The sequence below is a fragment of the Pseudomonas sp. ASL8 genome (assembly GCF_056680355.1).
Genome location: NZ_CM155278.1, coordinates 1,887,419 through 1,905,946 on the forward strand (window position 1 = coordinate 1,887,419; position 18,528 = coordinate 1,905,946).

An 18,528-nucleotide genomic window follows, 5' to 3' on the forward strand; every position below is an offset into this window, starting at 1 on the left:
TTATTTTCGGTGTTTCTGGCATAATCCGGCCCACTTTTTCCGCTGTAGTAGTGTGGGAATTTCTACTACAAAACGTTTGGAGCACTCGGCCAGTGGCCGACGGGGAACCTCATGACGCAAGCTAATAACGCCGTTTACACCGATCTGTGCATCGATGATCTGGTTAAAGAAGCCCTGAATCGCGGTGAAGGCGTGCTTGCCGATACTGGCGCGCTGGTCGTGCAAACCGGTCATCGTACTGGCCGTTCGCCGATTGACCGTTACATCGTTGAAGAGCCAACCACTCAAGCTGCCATCGCCTGGGGCCCGATCAATCGCAAGTTCCCGGCCGACAAGTTCGACGCCCTGTGGAACCGCGTTGAAGCCTATCTGGGCGAGCGCGAGCGTTTTGTGTCCCATGTTCATGTAGGTTCTGACCCTGCGCACTACCTCGCGGTCAAAATGACCACCGAGACTGCATGGCACAACCTGTTCGGCCGGTGCCTGTTCATCAACCCTGAACAGTACAACCCGTCTGGCCACACCGAATGGCAGGTCATCAATGCCCCGGCCTTCGTCTGTGAGCCTGAGCGTGACGGCACCAACTCCGACGGCACCGTGATCATCAACTTCGCGGCCAAAAAAGTACTGATCGCGGGCATGCTTTACGCCGGCGAAATGAAAAAAGCCTTGTTCTCGGTACAGAACTTCCTGCTGCCAGCGGTCGACGTGCTGCCAATGCACTGCGCGGCCAACATGGGCGAAGAGGGCGATGTCACCCTGTTCTTCGGCCTGTCCGGCACCGGCAAAACCACCCTGTCCGCTGATGAAAGCCGTTACCTGATCGGCGACGACGAACACGGCTGGGGCGTGGGCGTGGTGTTCAACATCGAAGGCGGTTGCTATGCCAAGTGCATCGACCTGTCCGAGAAGAACGAGCCTGTTATCTGGAAAGCCATCCAGCACGGCGCCGTACTAGAAAACGTCGTACTGGACCCGGTCACCAAAAAAGCCGACTACGCCGACGACAGCCTGACCCAGAACAGCCGCGCGGCTTACCCGCGTGAACTGATCGAAAAACGCGCACCGAAAAACCTCGGTGGCGAGCCAAACGCAGTGATCTTCCTGACATGCGACCTGACCGGCGTGTTGCCACCCGTGTCGATCCTCAGCGAAGAACAAGCGGCCTATCACTTCCTGTCGGGTTACACCGCACTGGTTGGTTCCACCGAAATGGGTTCGGGCAGCGGCATCAAGTCGACCTTCTCCACCTGCTTCGGCGCACCGTTCTTCCCGCGTCCGGCTGGCGAATACGCTGAACTGTTGATCAAGCGCATCCGTGGCTTCGGCTCGAAGGTCTACCTGGTCAACACTGGCTGGACCGGCGGCGGCTACGGCGTTGGCAAACGCTTCAACATCCCGACCACCCGTGGCGTCATTGCAGCCATCCAGAGTGGCGCACTGATCGGCGCAGAAACCGAACACCTGGGCATCATCAACCTCGACGTACCGAAGTTGGTCCCGGGCGTAGACACCGAACTGCTCAACCCGCGCAACACCTGGGCGGACAAAGCGGCCTACGACGAATCGGCTAAAGCACTGGCAGGTTTGTTCGTTGAGAACTTCAAGAAGTTTGATGTTTCAGACGCGATCAAAAATGCCGGCCCTCAGCTTTGATGTGATGGTTGCTGGATGAATAAAAAAACCGCCTTCAGGGGCGGTTTTTTTTGGCTGAATTGCCAGGGTTTCGTCTATAGCCGGGTTCACCCCATCGGACTAAACCCGTTAGCCGCACTGCAATACCGTTCCTCCATCGCCTTGCTCAAGTCTGCTCGACCACTCTCCCAGCGCTTGCCCCACGCTCTGCACTCCTCTTTGAAGTACACCTTCGCGCCCTTGCGACATTCCCGATAGTCGATTGAACCGCGTCGGTGGTTGCCGCAGACGCTGCTGCCGTCGATGCGGTTGCCGTAGGTTGTCCATTGGGCGAGGTAGCTGCCGCGTCCGTCCCATTGGCGGACCCATGCCTGGTTGACGCCTTGATCGACGTTGCCGCGTGGGCGATTTTGACGGTTGGTTTTGTCGGTCTCGTATTGCGCCAGGTACTCAGCAGAGACCATGCCTTGCGCATGCTGTTTCTGGCTGGGTGGTGGGAATTCGCCATAGCGGCAGGTGACGACGCTTGCGTCGATGACGTTGCCGGGCTTGATGCAGCCGGCGAGGGCTTGCGGGGCACGGGCCGGGGCGTTGATGGTTTGAATGGTGGGGGTGACTGACGCGATGTCGCCGGGTGGCATCGGCGGCTGCGTAATGGGGGCCTGAACACCGGTTGATCTGGCGGTAAGCGGTAGGCTGAAGTCAGGGCGGTGTGTCAGGAGATAGATAACGACCGTAAATAAAGCGAGCAGCGCGAAGACATTGCGGTACAAGGTCGAGGTGGTGAGGTTTTTTTTACGACGAAGCCCGGGCGGGGCGTCGTTGTAGTCGGCACTGAAGTCGTCATGAGGGGTGAAATCGTCCTGATTCTGGCGTTTCATGGCATCCGTTCGTCGTTCCGTGGGTTTGGCGCAGATGCTCGCGGCAATGGCTACTCGTGAGCGACCTTGGCCGGTGCTGCGTTAACGGTCGGTTTGCTGGTGTGAGGTTGGGTGGCGAGCAGATAGGTGCCGATCACGAGCACGACGAGATAAATAGCCAGGCGGGCAAAGGATCTGGGTGCGAGTAGGTCTGCGGCTTTACGCTTGTCGGGGTGGGCACCGAGCACGACATCGAAGTGCTCAGGGCTTAAGCGTTGAATACGCGTGAGGCCGTCATCATCCGGCTGTTTCATACTGTCCATTTCGCTTCTTGGGCGAGCCGTCGAGCACGGTGTGCTCTGATTTTCGACGGCAGCCGGACCTCCTGCAATGTTGTTTCAGAAAGGTTAAACCGACTGATATCAGTTTGCCAGCACTGCTTGCCAGGAGAATAGGATGAAATTTCCCGAGACGATCCAGGTGCGCCCTCGTGCGTGTGCAATCAACCGCTTCGCGTTAAGGTCTGGCACCTTCCCGGCGGTCAATGGAGTGGCAGCTTATGTATAAAAGTCTTGAACAGGTTTTCGGTTATCCACAGTTTCGTCCTGGGCAGGAAACGGCGATTGCGGCGGTGCTGGCGGGGCGTTCGGCGGCGGCCATTTTTCCGACCGGCTCGGGCAAGTCGTTGTGCTACCAGTTGCCGGCGCTGTTGCTGCCGCACCTGACGCTGGTGGTGTCGCCCTTGTTGGCATTGATCCAGGATCAGCTGGCGTTTTTACAGCGCCATGGCATTGCGGCGGCGAGTATCGACTCGGCGCAAAGTCGCGATGAGGTGGCGCAGGTGATGGCGCGCGCTCGTTCAGGCGAATTGAAGATTCTGATGATTTCCGTGGAGCGCCTGAAAAACGAGCGTTTTCGCCATTTCATCGCGCAGGTGCCGATTTCGTTGTTGGTGGTGGACGAAGCGCACTGCATTTCCGAGTGGGGCCATAACTTTCGCCCGGACTACCTCAAGCTGCCGGACTACCAGCGTCAGTTCAAGATCCCGCAGGCGCTGTTGCTGACCGCGACAGCCACGCCTCAGGTGATCGCCGACATGCAGGCCAAGTTTGCCATCGCGCCGGACGATGTGGTGACCACCGGTTTCTACCGTCCCAATCTCAATCTGCTGGTGGAACCGGTGAGTGGCCGCGACAAACGTCGGCGGCTGGTGGAGTGGCTAGGCGAGCGGGGCGGTCAGCCGACCATCGTATATGTCACCCTGCAGAAGACGGCCGAACAGATCGCCGCGCACCTGAGTCAGAACGGCATCGCGGCCAGCGCGTATCACGCCGGTTTGCCCCACGATCAACGTGAGTCGATCCAGCGGCAGTTCATGGCGGGGCGGTTGAACTGCATCGTGGCAACCATCGCTTTCGGGATGGGCATCGACAAGAGCGATATCCGCAATGTCGTGCATTTCGATCTGCCGAAATCGATCGAGAATTACAGCCAGGAGATCGGCCGGGCGGGGCGTGACGGTCAGCCGTCTGACTGCCTGGTGTTGGCCAACCGCGACAGCCTTAACGTGCTGGAGAACTTTGTTTACGGCGATACGCCGGAGTACGCGGGCATTCGTAACGTGCTCGATGAGTTGCTGACGGCGGCCGTGGACGGGCAATGGGAATTGCTCCTTGGGCCCTTGGCCGATCAAAGCAATATCCGCCAACTGCCGCTGAAAACCTTGCTGGTGCAGTTGGAGTTGCGCGGGATTATCGCGCCGCGTTTTTCCTATTTTGCTGAATACCGTTTCAAGTTTCTGATCGAGCCAGAGGTGTTGTTGCAGCGCTTCGAAGGCGAGCGGAAGCAGTTTGTCGAGGCGATTATCGAGACCTCGAGTCGGGCGCGGACGTGGGCCACGGTAAGCTTCGAGGCGTTGTATCAGCAGCACCAGGCCGAGCGGAGCCGGGTGGTTACCGCGCTGGATTATTTCCAGGAGAAAGGCTGGATCGAGCTGGAAAGCAAACAGATGACCGAGGTGTATAGCCTGCTCATCTGCGACTTCGACCCTCAAGCGCTAGCCCTTGAGCTGCACGACTATTTCAAGCAGCACGAAGTCACGGAAATCGCCCGTATCCACGCCATGCTCGACCTGTTTGCGACCGAGCAATGCCTGAGTTATCGCCTGGCACTTTATTTTGGCGATTATCAGGCGCCTGAGCAGTGCGGACACTGTTCTGTGTGCCACGGCCATATCGCCCGCTTGCCTGAGCCGCCGACATTGCCGGCCCTGGTTGAGGAAGGCTTTCATGGGCTATGCGACGAGTTCGTGCACAGGCATCAGGACTACAGTGGCAGCGCCCCCAGTGCCGAATGCCTGACCCGGTTTCTCTGTGGGATCAGCGTGCCGCTGTTCACCAAACTCAAAGCGCGCGGCATCAGGGGCTTTGCCGCGCTCGAGAATTACCCTTACGCGCAGGTGCGAGAGTGGGCACAAGGGGCGATGGCCGGGTAGACGTATCAGACGCAGGCCATCTGACCGGGAAAGACGATCAGGTCAAAAAATGTACAGCGTGTTGTCGGCGACCTTGCGCTCAGGGGTTTTTGGCACGTAGGCGCAATACCCTGGTCGCGGACCGATTTTCGGGTGGTTGCGGCAGGTGTCGGGACGTTTTTCATAGATCGTGCACAGTCGGCTTTTGCGATCCAGGTACAGGCAATCGTTGTTGCTCATGCGCTGTAGGGTGAAGATTTCCGACTTCTGGTTATAGCGCTCGACGATCCCTTCCTTTTGCAGGCGCTTGGCAATGTTCTTCGCCGGTTCGCCGCGCTCGAATTCGTCGACGATGCCGATGCGGATCAAATCCTTGATCTTCACTTCCACCGGCAAGGTGCAACAGCTGGATACGCAGCCACCGCACATGGTGCTGGAGTATTTGGCCCAGGTATCGATTCGGTCGATTTCTGCGGCGGCGATCAGGTTGGGCTTCATGTGCTCAGGTTCCGGGTGTATCGGGCGCGGGATGATACCGGGGCTGGCGGAATTCGCGTAAGCAAAAATTGCTTATACGACTGTCGGCGTCGTTTGAGTGACGCTTGTCAGGTCTGAGTCAGCAACTTGGCCAACGCCTCAATCTGCTCCTGGCGCTCGGCCTGGGTCAGGCGCGCATGCAGATTGAGGGATGACCATTGCGGGTGAGCGCGGGCTTTTTGCAGGCTGTCGGGGAGTTTCCCTTCGCGCCAGGCTTTGTTCTGAGGGGTGCTCAGCGTGATCCTGTCCATGGCTGCATGACCGCGTAGGTCAAGGGCCTGGAGCAATTGCCGTTGGCGCAGGGCGAGCAGGCGCAACACCGCATCGTCGACCGTCAGCTCGCGCTGGCCCTTGAGCTTGCCAAGCAGGCGTGAGCCGTAGCTGCGGGCCGTTTGCAGCGCGCCACCGGCAATTGCCCCGACCAACGCTGCGGCGCCCAAGGTAATCCCGCCCACCAACAAATCCACGCCCGCTCCGGCTGCTGCGCCCGCGGCGATCCCTCCGCCCAGGCGTACGCCCAGCAGCTTGAGGGTTTCCGGGTTGAACAAATCGTCGCCCCAACGCCCATCCAGCAGCGGCAAGTCAGTGGCGGCAGCATCTTGCGGGCGGAAGGCGTACAGCTTGAGCAGGGCTTCGACGCAGCGTTGCTCGCGCAGGCGGATGGCCTTGCGCAGCGCGTCGATGGCGATTTGCTGCTGACCTGATCCGGTGGCGACGCTGCGCCGGCAGGCGGCACAATCCAGCAGCAGTTCAGCGATCAGGCGAGCTGCGCTTTGCTGGCGTGCCAGACGTTGCGCTTGCTGGTCGATAATCAGTCGTTCCAGTTGCTCACGGGAATTTTCCAGCAACAGGGCGAGGCTTTCGTACAGTCGGCGCTCGCCGTCTTCCGGCGGCGCAACGCTGTCGAATCGCACCAGCGCATGCAGGCCCAGACGCGCCAGGGCTTCGCGCCAGTCTGCTTCGCGGTGTTCGGCACTGCTGACAAAATTCAGCACCGGCAGCAGCGGTTTGCCGCAACTGGCCAGTACCGCCAATTCATCACGGTATTTAGCCAGCACCGGTTCGCGTGCGTCGATCACATACAAGCCGGCATCCGAGGCCAGTAACTGGCGCAGCACCTTGGCTTCCTGCTCGAAGCGCTGTCGAGCTTCGCTGCCGTCGAGAAAACGCGCCAAGCGTGCCGGTCCATCCAGACGCTCACCGGGACGGTCCAGGCGCTCTAAATAATCGAGCAGGGCGATGGCATCTTCCAGGCCGGGCGTGTCGTAAAGCTCCAGCAGGGCCTCGCCGTCCACCGACAACCGAGCACCCTCCACATGCCGCGTGGTGCTGGGGCGGTGTGAGACGTCACCGAAACCGACATCGCGGGTCAGGGTGCGCAGCAACGAGGTTTTGCCGACATTGGTGTGGCCCACCACCGCCAGCTTGAGCGCTTTAGTCATGGCCGGTCTCCAGCCACTTCAGCGGCGCGCTGTCGGCGTAGGTGATGTCGAGTTTTTGCAGCGCTGAATGCCAGTCGCCCAAACGCTCTGCGTCCAGTGCCTGGCCGGGCGGTGCTTGCAGCAGCCAGATCCGCGTTGCCCCGGCACAGCGGGCCAGTTCTGCAATCAGCGCCAGGCTGCCACGGTCCGGCGAGCGGCGCGGGTCGCACGCGATGGTCAGGCGCGCAGGTGGAAAGCGGGTCAGTTGATCGAGCAGCTTTTGTCGGGATTCGCGGCTGTCGAGAATCCCCGCGTCTATGACGCTCTTCGGCAGACTCGGCGGCCATGGGCGCTGATCGTCGAGTTCGATGGCGACCAGCAACGCGCCGTCGCTGTCGGGCGCTACAGTGCCTGATTGCGTGCTGTGCAGTTGCTCGGGCGCGGCATCACTGATACCCAGACGCTCACTGCTGGGCATCAGGCGTTCGCGGAGCTGGCTGTAACCGGGCATGTTCAGATCGAGGCTGAGGGCGGCACGGCCACGTCGCCAATGCCACAGGCAGACCAGGGCCAACAGCAGGCGCGGGACGATCCCGAAGACCAGCAATACGCCGACCAACCAGCCCGCCCACGCCTGGCGCGCGCTTTCGATGCTCAATGCACTGTCGCCGCTGGCGCGGATCATGGTTTCAGTCGGCACGCTAAACCCCAGCAACGCGGGCAGCGCGCCGAGGGCCTGGGTGACGGTGACGAACGTATCACCCCGCAAAATAGTGGTTTCCCAGACAAACCCATAGCGCCGGGTCGCCATCAGCATCAGCAGAATCACCAGCGCGCTGAGCAGCGCCAGCAGCCACGCGCCGTTGACCACCATACCCAACGCCCAGCGGTTCAGCCGTTGACGTTGCAGCAGCAAGACCAGCGCGGGCGCCAGTTGCGCCGCCTGGGCATCACGGGCGAGCTTTTCACTCAGCCATAACCACAGCCGACCAAGGCTGGCAGTGCTTTCCCCGGCGAACAGCATGCTCAGCGCCCAACTGAGCAGCAGGATCAGATTGAGCCCCAGCAGGCTGCCCAGGGCCCAGAACACATTGACCGGCGCTTGCCCGTTGCCCAGTGCCGCAAACGCCAGGCCGGCGCCGGTGATCACGACCATCATGGCCAGGACAATCAACGCCAGTCGTGCGCCTTGTTTCCAGTGATGCAGAGCGTTTAGCAAACCATCGCGCTCGGCCAGCCACAAGGCACGGTTCTGAATGCGTGTCGGCAGGTCACCTGCGGTGGCGCGGGCGCGGCGATTGGCCTCCAGGTCTTCCAAAGGGCCCGCGTGTTCTTCGCGCAGGCGCACGGCTTCAGTCAGCCAGAGGCTATCCAGAGGGGTCAGAGCAGTCACACGGCGTCTCGTCGATAAAGTCAGCCGTGAGCATAACCTCTGTGGCCGGGCTCGGGGCAAACACTCGCTTCTGCTATCCTCGCGCCCATGAAAACTCATCTCCCCCTCAGCCTGATTGCCGCCCTTGGTGAAAACCGAGTGATCGGTGTCGACAATTCCATGCCCTGGCATTTGCCGGGGGACTTCAAATACTTCAAGGCGACGACCCTCGGCAAGCCGATCATCATGGGGCGCAAGACCTGGGATTCGCTGGGCCGGCCCTTGCCGGGGCGGTTGAATCTGGTGGTCAGTCGCCAGGCCGATCTGCAGCTCGAAGGCGCGGAGGTGTTTACTTCCCTCGACGCCGCCGTGGTCCGTGCCGAGCAATGGGCGCGGGAGCAGGGCGTCGATGAAGTGATGCTGATTGGCGGGGCGCAGTTGTATGTGCAAGGCCTGGCGCAGGCAGACCGCCTGTACCTGACCCGCGTGGCGCTCAGCCCCGAAGGCGATGCCTGGTTCCCCGAGTTCGATACCGCGCAGTGGACGCTGGTGTCCAACACCCCTAACCCGGCGCAGGACGACAAGCCGGCTTACAGCTTTGAAGTGTGGGAAAAAATGTAAACCCAGGCACAGATCCCTTGTGGGCCTTGTCGTTTTTGACGCGCGTGTCGCGAATCGTTATCAGTATGACGTCTTCACGACACGGGCGGTCGTTGATGCGCTAGAGATGTCACGAGATTTTGCTACGGTCAGTCCTCAACCTTGAGGAGGGACCCCGTTATGAATCTCGCGCCAAAACTGTTTGCCGCCGTGCTGACGTTGGGACTGAGCGTAGCGCTTGCCAGCCAGACGTTTGCCACCGAATTGACCCATTGGCCCGCACCTGCGGCCAAGCAGCTCAATGCCATGATCGAAGCCAACGCCAACAAGGGTAACTTCGCCGTGTTCGACATGGACAACACCAGCTATCGCTACGATCTGGAAGAGTCGCTGCTGCCGTTCATGGAAAACAAGGGCCTGATCACCCGCGAAAGCCTCGATCCCTCTCTTAAATTGATCCCGTTCAAGGACACGGCCGACCACAAGGAAAGCCTGTTCAGCTACTACTACCGTCTGTGTGAAATCGACGACATGGTGTGCTACCCATGGGTGGCTCAGGTGTTCTCCGGGTTCACGCTCGCGGAACTCAAGGGTTACGTTGATGAGCTGATGGCGTCGGGCAAACCGGTGCCGAGCACGTATTACGATGGCGATACGGTCAAAAATATCGACGTCCAGCCACCCAAGGTCTTCACCGGGCAGGCCGAGCTGTACAACAAACTGATGGAGAACGGCATCGAGGTCTACGTGATGACCGCTGCTTCCGAGGAATTGGTGCGCATGGTCGCGGCTGATCCCAAGTACGGCTACAACGTCAAACCGCAGAACGTGATTGGCGTGACCACGCTACTGAAAAATCGCACGACAGGCGAACTGACGACTGCGCGCAAGCAGATCACGGCGGGCAAATACGATGAGAAGAGCAACCTGGGTCTGGAGTTGACGCCGTACCTGTGGACGCCTGCAACCTGGATGGCAGGCAAACAAGCGGCAATTCTGACGTACATCGACCAATGGAAAAAACCGGTGCTGGTCGGTGGCGACACCCCAACCAGTGACGGCTACATGCTGTTTCACAGCGTCGACGTCAGCAAGGGCGGTGTCCATTTGTGGGTCAACCGCAAAGACAAGTACATGACTCAACTCAACGGCATGATGACCACAAACGCGGCTGCCCAAGCCAAAGAAGGCCTGGCCGTCACGGCGGACAAAAATTGGGTGATCGTGAAGCCGGAGGAGATTCAGTAAAACCGAGGTGACTGCATCGCGGGCAAGCCCGCTCCTACAGTAGGAGCGGGCTTGCCCGCGATAACGGTCTTATGGCATCAACTTATCCAGCATCGCCTTGTCACGCACCGCGCCTTTGTCGGCGCTGGTCGCCAGCAGGGCGTAGGCCTTCAGAGCCGTCGTCACTTTACGTGGGCGCTTCTCGACCGGCTTCCAGCCTTTGGCATCTTGCTCGGCACGGCGTCCGGCCATTTCTTCATCGCTGATCAACAGGTTGATCGAGCGGTTCGGAATGTCGATCAGCACTTTGTCGCCATCGCGCACCAGACCAATCGCGCCGCCCGCTGCTGCTTCTGGCGATGCGTGGCCGATGGACAAGCCCGAGGTGCCGCCAGAGAAACGACCGTCGGTGAGCAAGGCGCAGGCTTTACCCAGGCCTTTGGATTTCAGGTACGACGTCGGGTAGAGCATTTCCTGCATGCCTGGGCCGCCTTTCGGACCTTCGTAACGGATGATCACGATGTCGCCAGCCTTCACTTCGTCGGCGAGGATGCCGCGTACGGCGCTGTCCTGGCTTTCGAAGATCTTTGCGTTGCCTTCAAAGACATGGATCGACTCATCGACGCCTGCGGTTTTCACCACGCAGCCGTCCAGCGCGATGTTGCCGTACAGCACGGCCAGGCCGCCTTCTTGCGAGTACGCGTGTTCTACGCTGCGGATACAGCCGTTCTCACGGTCGTCATCCAGGGTTTCCCAACGGGTCGACTGACTGAATGCAGTCTGGGTCGGAATGCCCGCAGGGCCAGCCTTGAAGAAGGTGTGTACCGCTTCGTCGTCAGTCTGGGTGATGTCCCATTTGGCAATGCCTTCGGCCATGGTCTTGCTGTGGACGGTCGGCAGATCGGTGTGCAGCAGGCCACCGCGAGCCAGTTCGCCGAGGATGCTGAAAATCCCGCCGGCACGGTGCACGTCTTCCATGTGGTACTTCTGGATATTCGGCGCGACCTTGCACAGCTGCGGCACTTTGCGCGACAGGCGGTCGATGTCCTTCAAGTCGAAATCGATTTCAGCTTCCTGCGCCGACGCCAGCAAATGCAGGATGGTGTTGGTCGAGCCACCCATGGCGATGTCCAGGGTCATGGCGTTTTCGAAGGCTTTGAAGTTGGCGATATTACGCGGCAGTACCGACTCATCGTTCTCGGTGTAGTACTGGCGGCACAGGTCGACGATGGTGCGGCCAGCCTGCAGGAACAGTTGCTCGCGGTCGCTGTGGGTTGCCAGTTGCGTACCGTTGCCCGGCAGCGCAAGGCCCAGGGCTTCGGTCAGGCAGTTCATCGAGTTGGCGGTGAACATGCCGGAGCAGGAGCCGCATGTCGGGCACGCACTGCGCTCGTACTCGGCGACTTTTTCATCGCTGGCTTCGGAGTCAGCGGCGATCACCATCGCGTCGACCAGGTCCAGACCGTGGCTGGCCAGTTTGGTCTTGCCAGCTTCCATCGGGCCACCAGACACGAAGATCACCGGGATATTCAGGCGCAAGGCGGCCATCAACATGCCAGGGGTGATCTTGTCGCAGTTGGAAATGCACACGATGGCGTCGGCGCAGTGGGCGTTGACCATGTATTCCACGGAGTCGGCGATGATCTCGCGGCTCGGTAGCGAATACAGCATGCCGTCGTGACCCATGGCGATGCCGTCATCCACGGCAATGGTGTTGAATTCCTTGGCCACGCCACCGGCGCGTTCGATTTCACGAGCGACCAGTTGGCCCATGTCTTTGAGGTGCACATGGCCGGGCACGAACTGGGTGAACGAGTTGGCGATGGCGATGATCGGTTTTTTAAAATCGGCGTCTTTCATCCCGGTGGCGCGCCACAAAGCGCGAGCGCCGGCCATATTGCGGCCGTGGGTGGACGTTTTCGAACGGTAATCAGGCATGGAGCGCTCCTGGCGGCAATCAGGTATCAGGAAAGGGGGGAGAGCTTCTATTAACGACACAAACACCCGGCAGTGACCGGATGCTGCGGTGAACCGATAACGCCACGGGATCGCCGCGCGCTCGGCCTGAGCTCATAAACCCGCCGGGGATGACTGGCGATGAATAGCGCAGATTCTACACCTGCGGCGCCAGGAAGGAATGCCGAAGGTCGTTCCGACCTTAATCGCGGGCAAGCCCGCTCCTACTGTAGGAGCGGGCTTGCCCGCGATTGGCCGCGAAGCATTGATCAGCTGTTCGGCAGCAACCGGCAGGTCATGCTCTTGATATAACGCGTTTCGGCAATCGCCGGGTGCACCGGGTGGTCCGGGCCTTGGCCGCCGCGTTCCAGCAACTGCATGTTGCGGTCCAGGTGGCGGGCGCTGGTCAGGAGGATGTTTTGCAGATCGTCCTCCGGCAGGTGCATCGAGCAGGAGGCGCTGATCAGGATCCCGTCTTTGCTGAGCAGGCGCATGGCCTGTTCGTTGAGACGGCGGTAAGCGCCTTCGCCGTTTTTCAGGTCTTTTTTGCGTTTGATGAAGGCCGGCGGATCAGCAACGATGACGTCGAAACGCTCTTCGCCGTTCTTCAGTTCCTTCAATGCTTCGAACACGTCGCCTTCGATGCACGCCACTTTGTCGGTGAAACCGTTGAGTGCCGCGTTACGTTCAACGCCGTCCAGCGCGAAAGAGGATGCGTCGACGCAGGTGACATCGCTGGCGCCGAAGGCGGCCGCTTGCACGCCCCAGCCGCCGATGTAGCTGAACAGGTCCAGGACGCGCTTGCCTTTGACGTACGGTGCCATGCGCGCACGGTTCATGCGGTGGTCATAGAACCAGCCGGTTTTCTGTCCGGCCATGACCGGCGCTTCGAATTTCACCCCGTTTTCTTCCAGCGCAACCCACTCAGGCACCAGGCCGAAGGCGGTCTCGACGTAACGGTTGAGGCCTTCGGCATCGCGCGCGGCGGAGTCGTTCTTGAACAGGATGCCACTCGGCTTGATCACTTGAATCAAGGCCGCGAGCAGGTCTTCCTTATGGTTTTCCATGGTGGCGGAAGCCAGTTGCACCACCAGGATGTCGCCAAAACGATCGACCACCAGACCCGGCAGCAGGTCGGAGTCGCCAAACACCAGGCGGTAATAAGGTTTGTCGAACAGGCGTTCGCGCAACGACAGCGCCACGTTCAGGCGATGCACCAGCAGCGATTTATCTAATGGCACCTTGATGTCGCGGGACAGCAGGCGTGCGCAGATCAGGTTGTTGGGGCTCATCGCCACAATGCCCAACGGTTTGCCGCCGGCGGCTTCCAGAATGGCTTGATCGCCCGCAGCAAAGCCGTTGAGCGGGGTGGCGGCTACATCGATTTCGTTGCTGTAGACCCACAAGTGGCCGGCGCGCAAGCGACGGTCGGCATTGGCTTTGAGGCGCAAGCTAGGCAGGGACATGACGTCGCTCCGGAAAAAAGAGCGAGATTATAACGCGTCATCCACGCTCGGGGCCCAGATCACTGGAATAAACCACTGGCAGAGTCCATTGCATCGTTCTGAGTGTTGTCGGATGACACCGCGCAGAGGTTAGAATCGCCGCCTAGTCTTGAGTGTGTACTTATGTCCCAATCGCTAACCACCGAACAGATTCAGCAGGCCTTGCAAGGCATCAGTGTGCCGCCTCAGCCGCAGATCATGGTGGATTTGCAGATGGAGCAATACATGCCTGATCCGGACCTGGGGGCGATTGCCCGGTTGATCGCGCAGGATCCGGGCTTGTCCGGCGCATTGTTGAAGATCGTCAATTCACCGTATTACGGCCTGACCAATAAAATCGCCTCGATTGAGCGCGCGGTAAATCTGCTGGGCAGTGGCTCGATCATCAACCTGATCAACGCGCAGTCGATCAAGGGCGAGATGACCGACGAAACCATCGTCACCCTCAATCGCTTCTGGGACACCGCACAGGATGTGGCGATGACCAGCCTGACGCTGGCCAAGCGCACCGGCTCACAAGCTGTGGACGAGGCCTATGCGTTGGGGCTGTTCCATGACTGTGGCATTCCGCTGATGCTCAAGCGCTTCCCCAACTACATGAGTGTGCTGGAAGACGCTTACGCCAAGGCGAGCCCGACCTGTCGTGTGGTGGACACAGAGAACCATGCATTCAATACCAACCATGCCGTGGTCGGTTATTTCACCGCCAAGTCCTGGCGTTTGCCGGAGCATGTCAGCAACGCCATTGCCAACCATCACAATGCGTTGGCAATCTTTCAGGACGAGTCGGGGCACAACAGCCAACTGAAGAACTTGCTGGCGATCCTGAAAATGGCCGAACATGTCTGTGCGTCCTATAGGGTGCTGGGCAATCAGGGTGAAGACCATGAGTGGAACAGCATCGGTCATCTGATTCTGGATTACGTGGGGCTGTCCGATTACGACTTTGAGAACCTCAAAGAATCCATTCACGAGTTGGGCGTCCGCTAGCCCGATCACTCGTTCCTTTGTCCGGGTCGCCAATGCCTGAATTACCTGAAGTCGAAACCACCCGCCGGGGCATCGCGCCGTATCTGGAAGGTCAGCGCGTCAGTCGCGTGATCGTTCGTGACCGGCGTTTGCGCTGGCCGATCCCCGAGGACCTGGACGTGCGCCTGTCCGGGCAGCGGATTGTATCGGTGGCGCGTCGCGCCAAGTACCTGTTGATCAATGCCGAAGTCGGGACGTTGATCAGTCATTTGGGCATGTCGGGTAATTTGCGTCTGGTCGAAGCCGGATTGCCTGCGGCCAAGCATGAGCATGTGGATATCGAGCTGGAGTCGGGCATGGCCCTGCGCTACACCGACCCGCGCCGTTTTGGCGCAATGCTCTGGAGCCTCGACCCGCTCAATCACGAATTGCTGATTCGTCTCGGGCCGGAGCCGTTGACCGATCTGTTCGATGGGGAGCGTTTGTTCGAACGTTCCCGTGGGCGCTCAATGGCGGTCAAACCCTTCATCATGGACAACGCGGTGGTGGTCGGAGTCGGCAATATTTACGCGACTGAAGCCTTGTTTGCCGCCGGTATCGACCCGCGTCGCGAGGCCAAGAGCATCTCCCGGGCGCGTTATATGAAGCTTGCGATCGAGATCAAGCGGATTCTTATCCACGCCATCGAACGCGGCGGCACCACCCTCAAGGACTTTATTGGCGGCGATGGCCAACCTGGCTACTTTCAGCAGGAGTTGTTCGTTTACGGTCGTGGCCATCAGCCGTGCAAGGTCTGCGGTACTGAGTTGCGCGAAGTAAAACTCGGTCAACGTACCAGCGTGTACTGCCCGCGTTGCCAGACATAAAGACCTTGTAAGCGCGGGCTTGCCTGCGCCTGCCTGAAATGGCATCTGACAGCTGCAAACCTTGCGTAACCAGCGCCGCTGTTTATAGTGACGATCATTACTACCGTTGAGCTTGAAGGATCACGCCATGAGTCCGTTTCGTACCCTCGCTGTTGCCTTGGCCTTGCTGTTCGGATTGCAGGTGCTGCCTGCACAGGCTCAAGCTGAGTCACACGGGAGCGGAGATCCAACCTACTCCCTCGAAGCGCCCCCGGCCTACGCGATGATCGGCGACCTGTTGATTGCCCGGCCGTTGCTGATCGCGGCAACCCTGGTGGGTGCCGTGCTGTTCGTGGTGGCGCTGCCGTTTACCGCAACTGGCGGTGGCATTGGCGACACAGGCAAGGCGTTGGTGGTGGACCCTGGCAAGTCGGCGTTCGTCCGCTGCCTGGGTTGCACGGGCGATGGCTACAACAAACGCGAATAACCGGCGTCGCCATGACCGCTAAGGCGTGGCTTGCCTGACTGTCGGGTCGAATACTGCTGGAATCCCCAGCCCGCGAGGATCGCTCGCGGCTTCGACCTTGGCGTTGTCCTTGTTCCAGAACAGCACCTGCTGATTGCCATAGGCGCGCTTAGTGTCCTTGAGGCTGTAGCCGCGTGCTTGCAGCTCAGTCAGTTGCTCTGGAGAAAAGGCGTCGGGTTCGTATTCGATAACATCAGGCAAATACTGGTGGTGATAGCGCGGCACGGCAGGCCATGTCGCAACGGGTTGTCCATCCAGGTATTGCAGGATCGACAGCAGCACCATGCTCGGAATACGGCTGCCGCCCGGTGTGCCGAAGGCGCTGAACTCGGTCGGACTTTCAATAAAGCTTGGGCTCATGCTCGACAACGGCCGCTTGCCCGCCGCGATGGCGTTCGCCTGGCTGCCGGCCAGGCCGTAAGCGTTGCTGCCTTGCGGGTCGGCAGCAAAGTCGTCCATTTCGTTATTCAATATCACGCCAGTGCCGGGCACGCTAAAGGCCGAACCGAACGGCAGATTCACCGAAAGCGTCGCAGCGACCGCATTGCCATCGCTGTCGAGAATGGCGAAATGAGTGGTGTGATCGCCCTCACGCCATTTAGGCGCAGGCGGCAGGCTGGCACTGGGCGTCGCATCGCGCGGGTCGATGCTGCTGACCAGTTGCTTTAAATAGTCGCGATCAAGCACATGGGCCAATGGGTTGCTGACAAAATCCGGATCGCCCAGCAAGCCCCGGTCGCGGTAAGCCCGGCGCAGCACTTCGACCACGTAGTGGGCACGCTGCACCTTGTCGGCCTCACGCCACGGCAACTGCTGCAACATCGTCAGGCTCTGGGCCAGCGCGATGCCGCCTGCGGACGGTGGCGGGGCGCTGATCAATTCTCGGTTATCCGCTAACGGGAAGCGTAATGGCGCGCGGGCAACCACTCGATAGCGCTGCAGATCGTCGTCTGTCCAGATGCCGCCAGCGGACCTGACCCCGTTGGCCAGCGCCTGACCGGTCAGGCCTTCGTAGAAACCGGCGCGTCCCTTGTCGGCAAGGCGATCAAGGGTCAGCCCCAGTTCCGGTTGTTTGATGATCTCGCCCAGCGTCGGGATGTCCCCGTGGCGCAGAAACAGCCGGGCGCTCTCCGGGTCGTCGCGCAAGGCGGACAAACGCCAGCCAGCGCGCTCCCTGTACACGGGATCGACGGCAAACCCCTGATACGCCAGGCGGATGGCCGGGGCCAGCGAGGTTTTCAGCGGCAATTTGCCGTAATGCTCGGCCAGTTCGACCAGCGCCGCCGGCAAGCCCGGGATGGCGGCGGCCAGTGGTCCGTTGAGCGACAGCGTGGGTTGTACCTTGCCGTCGCGGCGATACATGTTCTGGTTGGCCTGGAGTGGTGCGCGTTCGCGGGCATCAAGGAACTGATAGCGAATCGGCTCAGCGCTTTGCCGCAGCAGGAAGAACCCGCCACCGCCGAGCCCTGAAGCGTAAGGCTCGACCACCGCCAGCGCGGCACTGACCGCCACGGCAGCGTCGAACGCATTGCCACCGATGAACAATATTTCCCGACCGGCGGCTGTGGCTTGCGGATGGGGGCTGGCGATGGCGGCCTGTTGCGGTGCCTTGGCCTGAGCAGCAAGGGCGCACAGCAAAAGCAGGGCGCCGAGCAGGGAGGGGAGGCGATTCAGCGTACGGGTCATCCGGAACTCGCTTTTGTCGACAGGCAGTGCAGCCCGGCTGGCGAGTGCAGGAGCGTCGAAGGGGCTAGGCTTTGTGGGTCAAAATCAGGTATTTGGCCATCAGCTCGTCTTTGCTCTCGACGTGGGTTTCATCCAGCGGGATGCAATCCACGGGGCAGACTTGCTGGCACTGCGGTTCGTCGTAATGGCCAACGCATTCGGTGCACAGGTTCGGATTGATCACGTAGATCTCCTCACCTTGAGAAATCGCTTCGTTCGGGCACTCGGGTTCGCAGACGTCGCAATTGATGCAGTCGTCGGTGATGATCAGGGACATGAAGCACTCCTGCCACGGTCAGCGCCGAGGCATATGAAAACTAATGCGGCGAATTGTGCCGCATTAGTCCGTTCGATGCACCTTAGCGTTTGAACCGTTCGGTCAATGCCTCAGCCACTGCCGGGTGTACAAACTTGGTGATATCGCCACCCAGTGCCGCGATTTCACGGACCAGCGTTGAGGAAATGAACGAATAACGCTCGGACGGAGTAAGGAACAGGCTTTCCACGTCCGGGGCCAATTGGCGGTTCATGTTGGCCAGCTGGAACTCGTATTCGAAATCCGATACCGCCCGCAACCCGCGCAGGAACACGTTGGCGTTCTGCTCTTTGGCGAAGTGCGCCAGCAAGGTGGAGAAACCTACCACTTCGACATTGGGCAGGTGTTTGGTGACCTCTCGGGCCAGCGCCACGCGCTGTTCCAGGGGAAACAGCGGGTTTTTCTTCGGGCTGGCAGCGACGGCGATGACCACTTGGTCGAACAGGCGCGAGGCGCGTTCGACCAGATCGCCATGGCCCTTGGTGATAGGGTCGAAGGTGCCTGGGTACAACACTCGGTTCATCGCGTCGTCCTGGTCGGAGTCCGTTGGGGACTCGGATG

The 18,528-nt window shown here is 60.2% G+C and carries 17 protein-coding genes; 7 read left to right on the forward strand and 10 right to left on the reverse strand.

Features of this window, described 5'->3' with window-relative positions; translation table 11 throughout:
* Nucleotides 1–111 precede the first annotated feature (111 nt).
* Nucleotides 112–1,656 carry a phosphoenolpyruvate carboxykinase gene (locus AC1MEA_RS08525; protein ID WP_219062897.1) on the forward strand — a complete coding sequence of 515 codons (1,545 nt, stop codon included), beginning with the start codon at nucleotides 112–114 and terminating at the stop codon, nucleotides 1,654–1,656.
* An 86-nt stretch (nucleotides 1,657–1,742) separates the two neighbouring features.
* Here the strand turns inward: AC1MEA_RS08525 and AC1MEA_RS08530 are convergent, their stop codons facing one another.
* Together AC1MEA_RS08530 and AC1MEA_RS08535 are read right to left on the reverse strand one after the other, a co-directional pair.
* Nucleotides 1,743–2,516, reverse strand: a complete 774-nt coding sequence (locus AC1MEA_RS08530) for a hypothetical protein (protein WP_480917386.1) — start codon at nucleotides 2,514–2,516, stop codon at nucleotides 1,743–1,745.
* A 50-nt stretch (nucleotides 2,517–2,566) separates the two neighbouring features.
* The gene (locus AC1MEA_RS08535) at nucleotides 2,567–2,818 is read right to left on the reverse strand and encodes a hypothetical protein (RefSeq protein WP_449633792.1); all 252 of its coding nucleotides are present in this window, start codon (nucleotides 2,816–2,818) and stop codon (nucleotides 2,567–2,569) included.
* A 236-nt stretch (nucleotides 2,819–3,054) separates the two neighbouring features.
* On the opposite strand from AC1MEA_RS08535, the gene AC1MEA_RS08540 reads away from it, so the two are divergent.
* Complete coding sequence (locus tag AC1MEA_RS08540) at nucleotides 3,055–4,989, forward strand: RecQ family ATP-dependent DNA helicase (protein WP_480917387.1); 1,935 nt, start codon at nucleotides 3,055–3,057, stop codon at nucleotides 4,987–4,989.
* Nucleotides 4,990–5,031: 42 nt separating this feature from the next.
* Here AC1MEA_RS08540 and AC1MEA_RS08545 read toward each other — a convergent pair whose 3' ends face one another.
* From AC1MEA_RS08545 to AC1MEA_RS08555, 3 genes are all read right to left on the reverse strand, one after another.
* Nucleotides 5,032–5,466 (reverse strand): YkgJ family cysteine cluster protein, encoded by a 435-nt coding sequence (locus tag AC1MEA_RS08545; RefSeq protein ID WP_219062893.1) that lies wholly within the window; start codon nucleotides 5,464–5,466, stop codon nucleotides 5,032–5,034.
* A gap of 107 nt (nucleotides 5,467–5,573) precedes the next feature.
* Nucleotides 5,574–6,947 carry a DUF3482 domain-containing protein gene (locus AC1MEA_RS08550; RefSeq protein WP_480917389.1) on the reverse strand — a complete coding sequence of 458 codons (1,374 nt, stop codon included), beginning with the start codon at nucleotides 6,945–6,947 and terminating at the stop codon, nucleotides 5,574–5,576.
* On the reverse strand, nucleotides 6,940–8,319 hold the full coding sequence (locus AC1MEA_RS08555; RefSeq protein WP_480917390.1) for a DUF2868 domain-containing protein: 1,380 nt from the start codon (nucleotides 8,317–8,319) through the stop codon (nucleotides 6,940–6,942). Before AC1MEA_RS08555 ends, AC1MEA_RS08550 begins: the two co-directional genes overlap by 8 nt.
* An 87-nt stretch (nucleotides 8,320–8,406) precedes the next feature.
* On the opposite strand from AC1MEA_RS08555, the gene AC1MEA_RS08560 reads away from it, so the two are divergent.
* Together AC1MEA_RS08560 and AC1MEA_RS08565 are read left to right on the forward strand one after the other, a co-directional pair.
* Nucleotides 8,407–8,919, forward strand: a complete 513-nt coding sequence (locus AC1MEA_RS08560; RefSeq protein ID WP_480917392.1) for a dihydrofolate reductase — start codon at nucleotides 8,407–8,409, stop codon at nucleotides 8,917–8,919.
* Between the two features lie 159 nt (nucleotides 8,920–9,078).
* Nucleotides 9,079–10,146, forward strand: a complete 1,068-nt coding sequence (locus AC1MEA_RS08565; RefSeq protein WP_322176905.1) for an HAD family hydrolase — start codon at nucleotides 9,079–9,081, stop codon at nucleotides 10,144–10,146.
* A gap of 69 nt (nucleotides 10,147–10,215) precedes the next feature.
* On the opposite strand, the gene ilvD is transcribed toward AC1MEA_RS08565, so the two are convergent.
* Both ilvD and AC1MEA_RS08575 read right to left on the reverse strand, forming a co-directional pair.
* Nucleotides 10,216–12,063 (reverse strand): dihydroxy-acid dehydratase, encoded by a 1,848-nt coding sequence (gene ilvD, locus AC1MEA_RS08570; protein WP_480917394.1) that lies wholly within the window; start codon nucleotides 12,061–12,063, stop codon nucleotides 10,216–10,218.
* Between the two features lie 287 nt (nucleotides 12,064–12,350).
* Nucleotides 12,351–13,547 carry a class I SAM-dependent rRNA methyltransferase gene (locus tag AC1MEA_RS08575; protein ID WP_219062881.1) on the reverse strand — a complete coding sequence of 399 codons (1,197 nt, stop codon included), beginning with the start codon at nucleotides 13,545–13,547 and terminating at the stop codon, nucleotides 12,351–12,353.
* Nucleotides 13,548–13,763: 216 nt separating this feature from the next.
* On the opposite strand from AC1MEA_RS08575, the gene AC1MEA_RS08580 reads away from it, so the two are divergent.
* The 3 genes from AC1MEA_RS08580 to AC1MEA_RS08590 all read left to right on the forward strand — a co-directional run bounded on the left by AC1MEA_RS08580 (nucleotide 13,764) and on the right by AC1MEA_RS08590 (nucleotide 15,887).
* A complete protein-coding gene (locus AC1MEA_RS08580; RefSeq protein WP_480918113.1) occupies nucleotides 13,764–14,576 on the forward strand; it encodes an HDOD domain-containing protein in 813 nt (270 codons plus the stop codon).
* Nucleotides 14,577–14,608: 32 nt separating this feature from the next.
* Nucleotides 14,609–15,421 (forward strand): bifunctional DNA-formamidopyrimidine glycosylase/DNA-(apurinic or apyrimidinic site) lyase, encoded by an 813-nt coding sequence (mutM, locus tag AC1MEA_RS08585; RefSeq protein WP_480917395.1) that lies wholly within the window; start codon nucleotides 14,609–14,611, stop codon nucleotides 15,419–15,421.
* A gap of 127 nt (nucleotides 15,422–15,548) precedes the next feature.
* Entirely contained in the window at nucleotides 15,549–15,887 is a 339-nt protein-coding gene (locus AC1MEA_RS08590) for a multidrug transporter (protein ID WP_219062879.1), read from the forward strand.
* Between the two features lie 18 nt (nucleotides 15,888–15,905).
* On the opposite strand, the gene ggt is transcribed toward AC1MEA_RS08590, so the two are convergent.
* The 3 genes from ggt to coaD form a co-directional block, all read right to left on the reverse strand.
* On the reverse strand, nucleotides 15,906–17,612 hold the full coding sequence (gene ggt, locus AC1MEA_RS08595) for a gamma-glutamyltransferase (protein WP_480917397.1): 1,707 nt from the start codon (nucleotides 17,610–17,612) through the stop codon (nucleotides 15,906–15,908).
* Between the two features lie 64 nt (nucleotides 17,613–17,676).
* Nucleotides 17,677–17,928 (reverse strand): YfhL family 4Fe-4S dicluster ferredoxin, encoded by a 252-nt coding sequence (locus tag AC1MEA_RS08600; protein WP_219062877.1) that lies wholly within the window; start codon nucleotides 17,926–17,928, stop codon nucleotides 17,677–17,679.
* Nucleotides 17,929–18,010: 82 nt separating this feature from the next.
* A complete protein-coding gene (gene coaD, locus AC1MEA_RS08605) occupies nucleotides 18,011–18,490 on the reverse strand; it encodes a pantetheine-phosphate adenylyltransferase (RefSeq protein ID WP_219062876.1) in 480 nt (159 codons plus the stop codon).
* Nucleotides 18,491–18,528 lie beyond the last annotated feature (38 nt).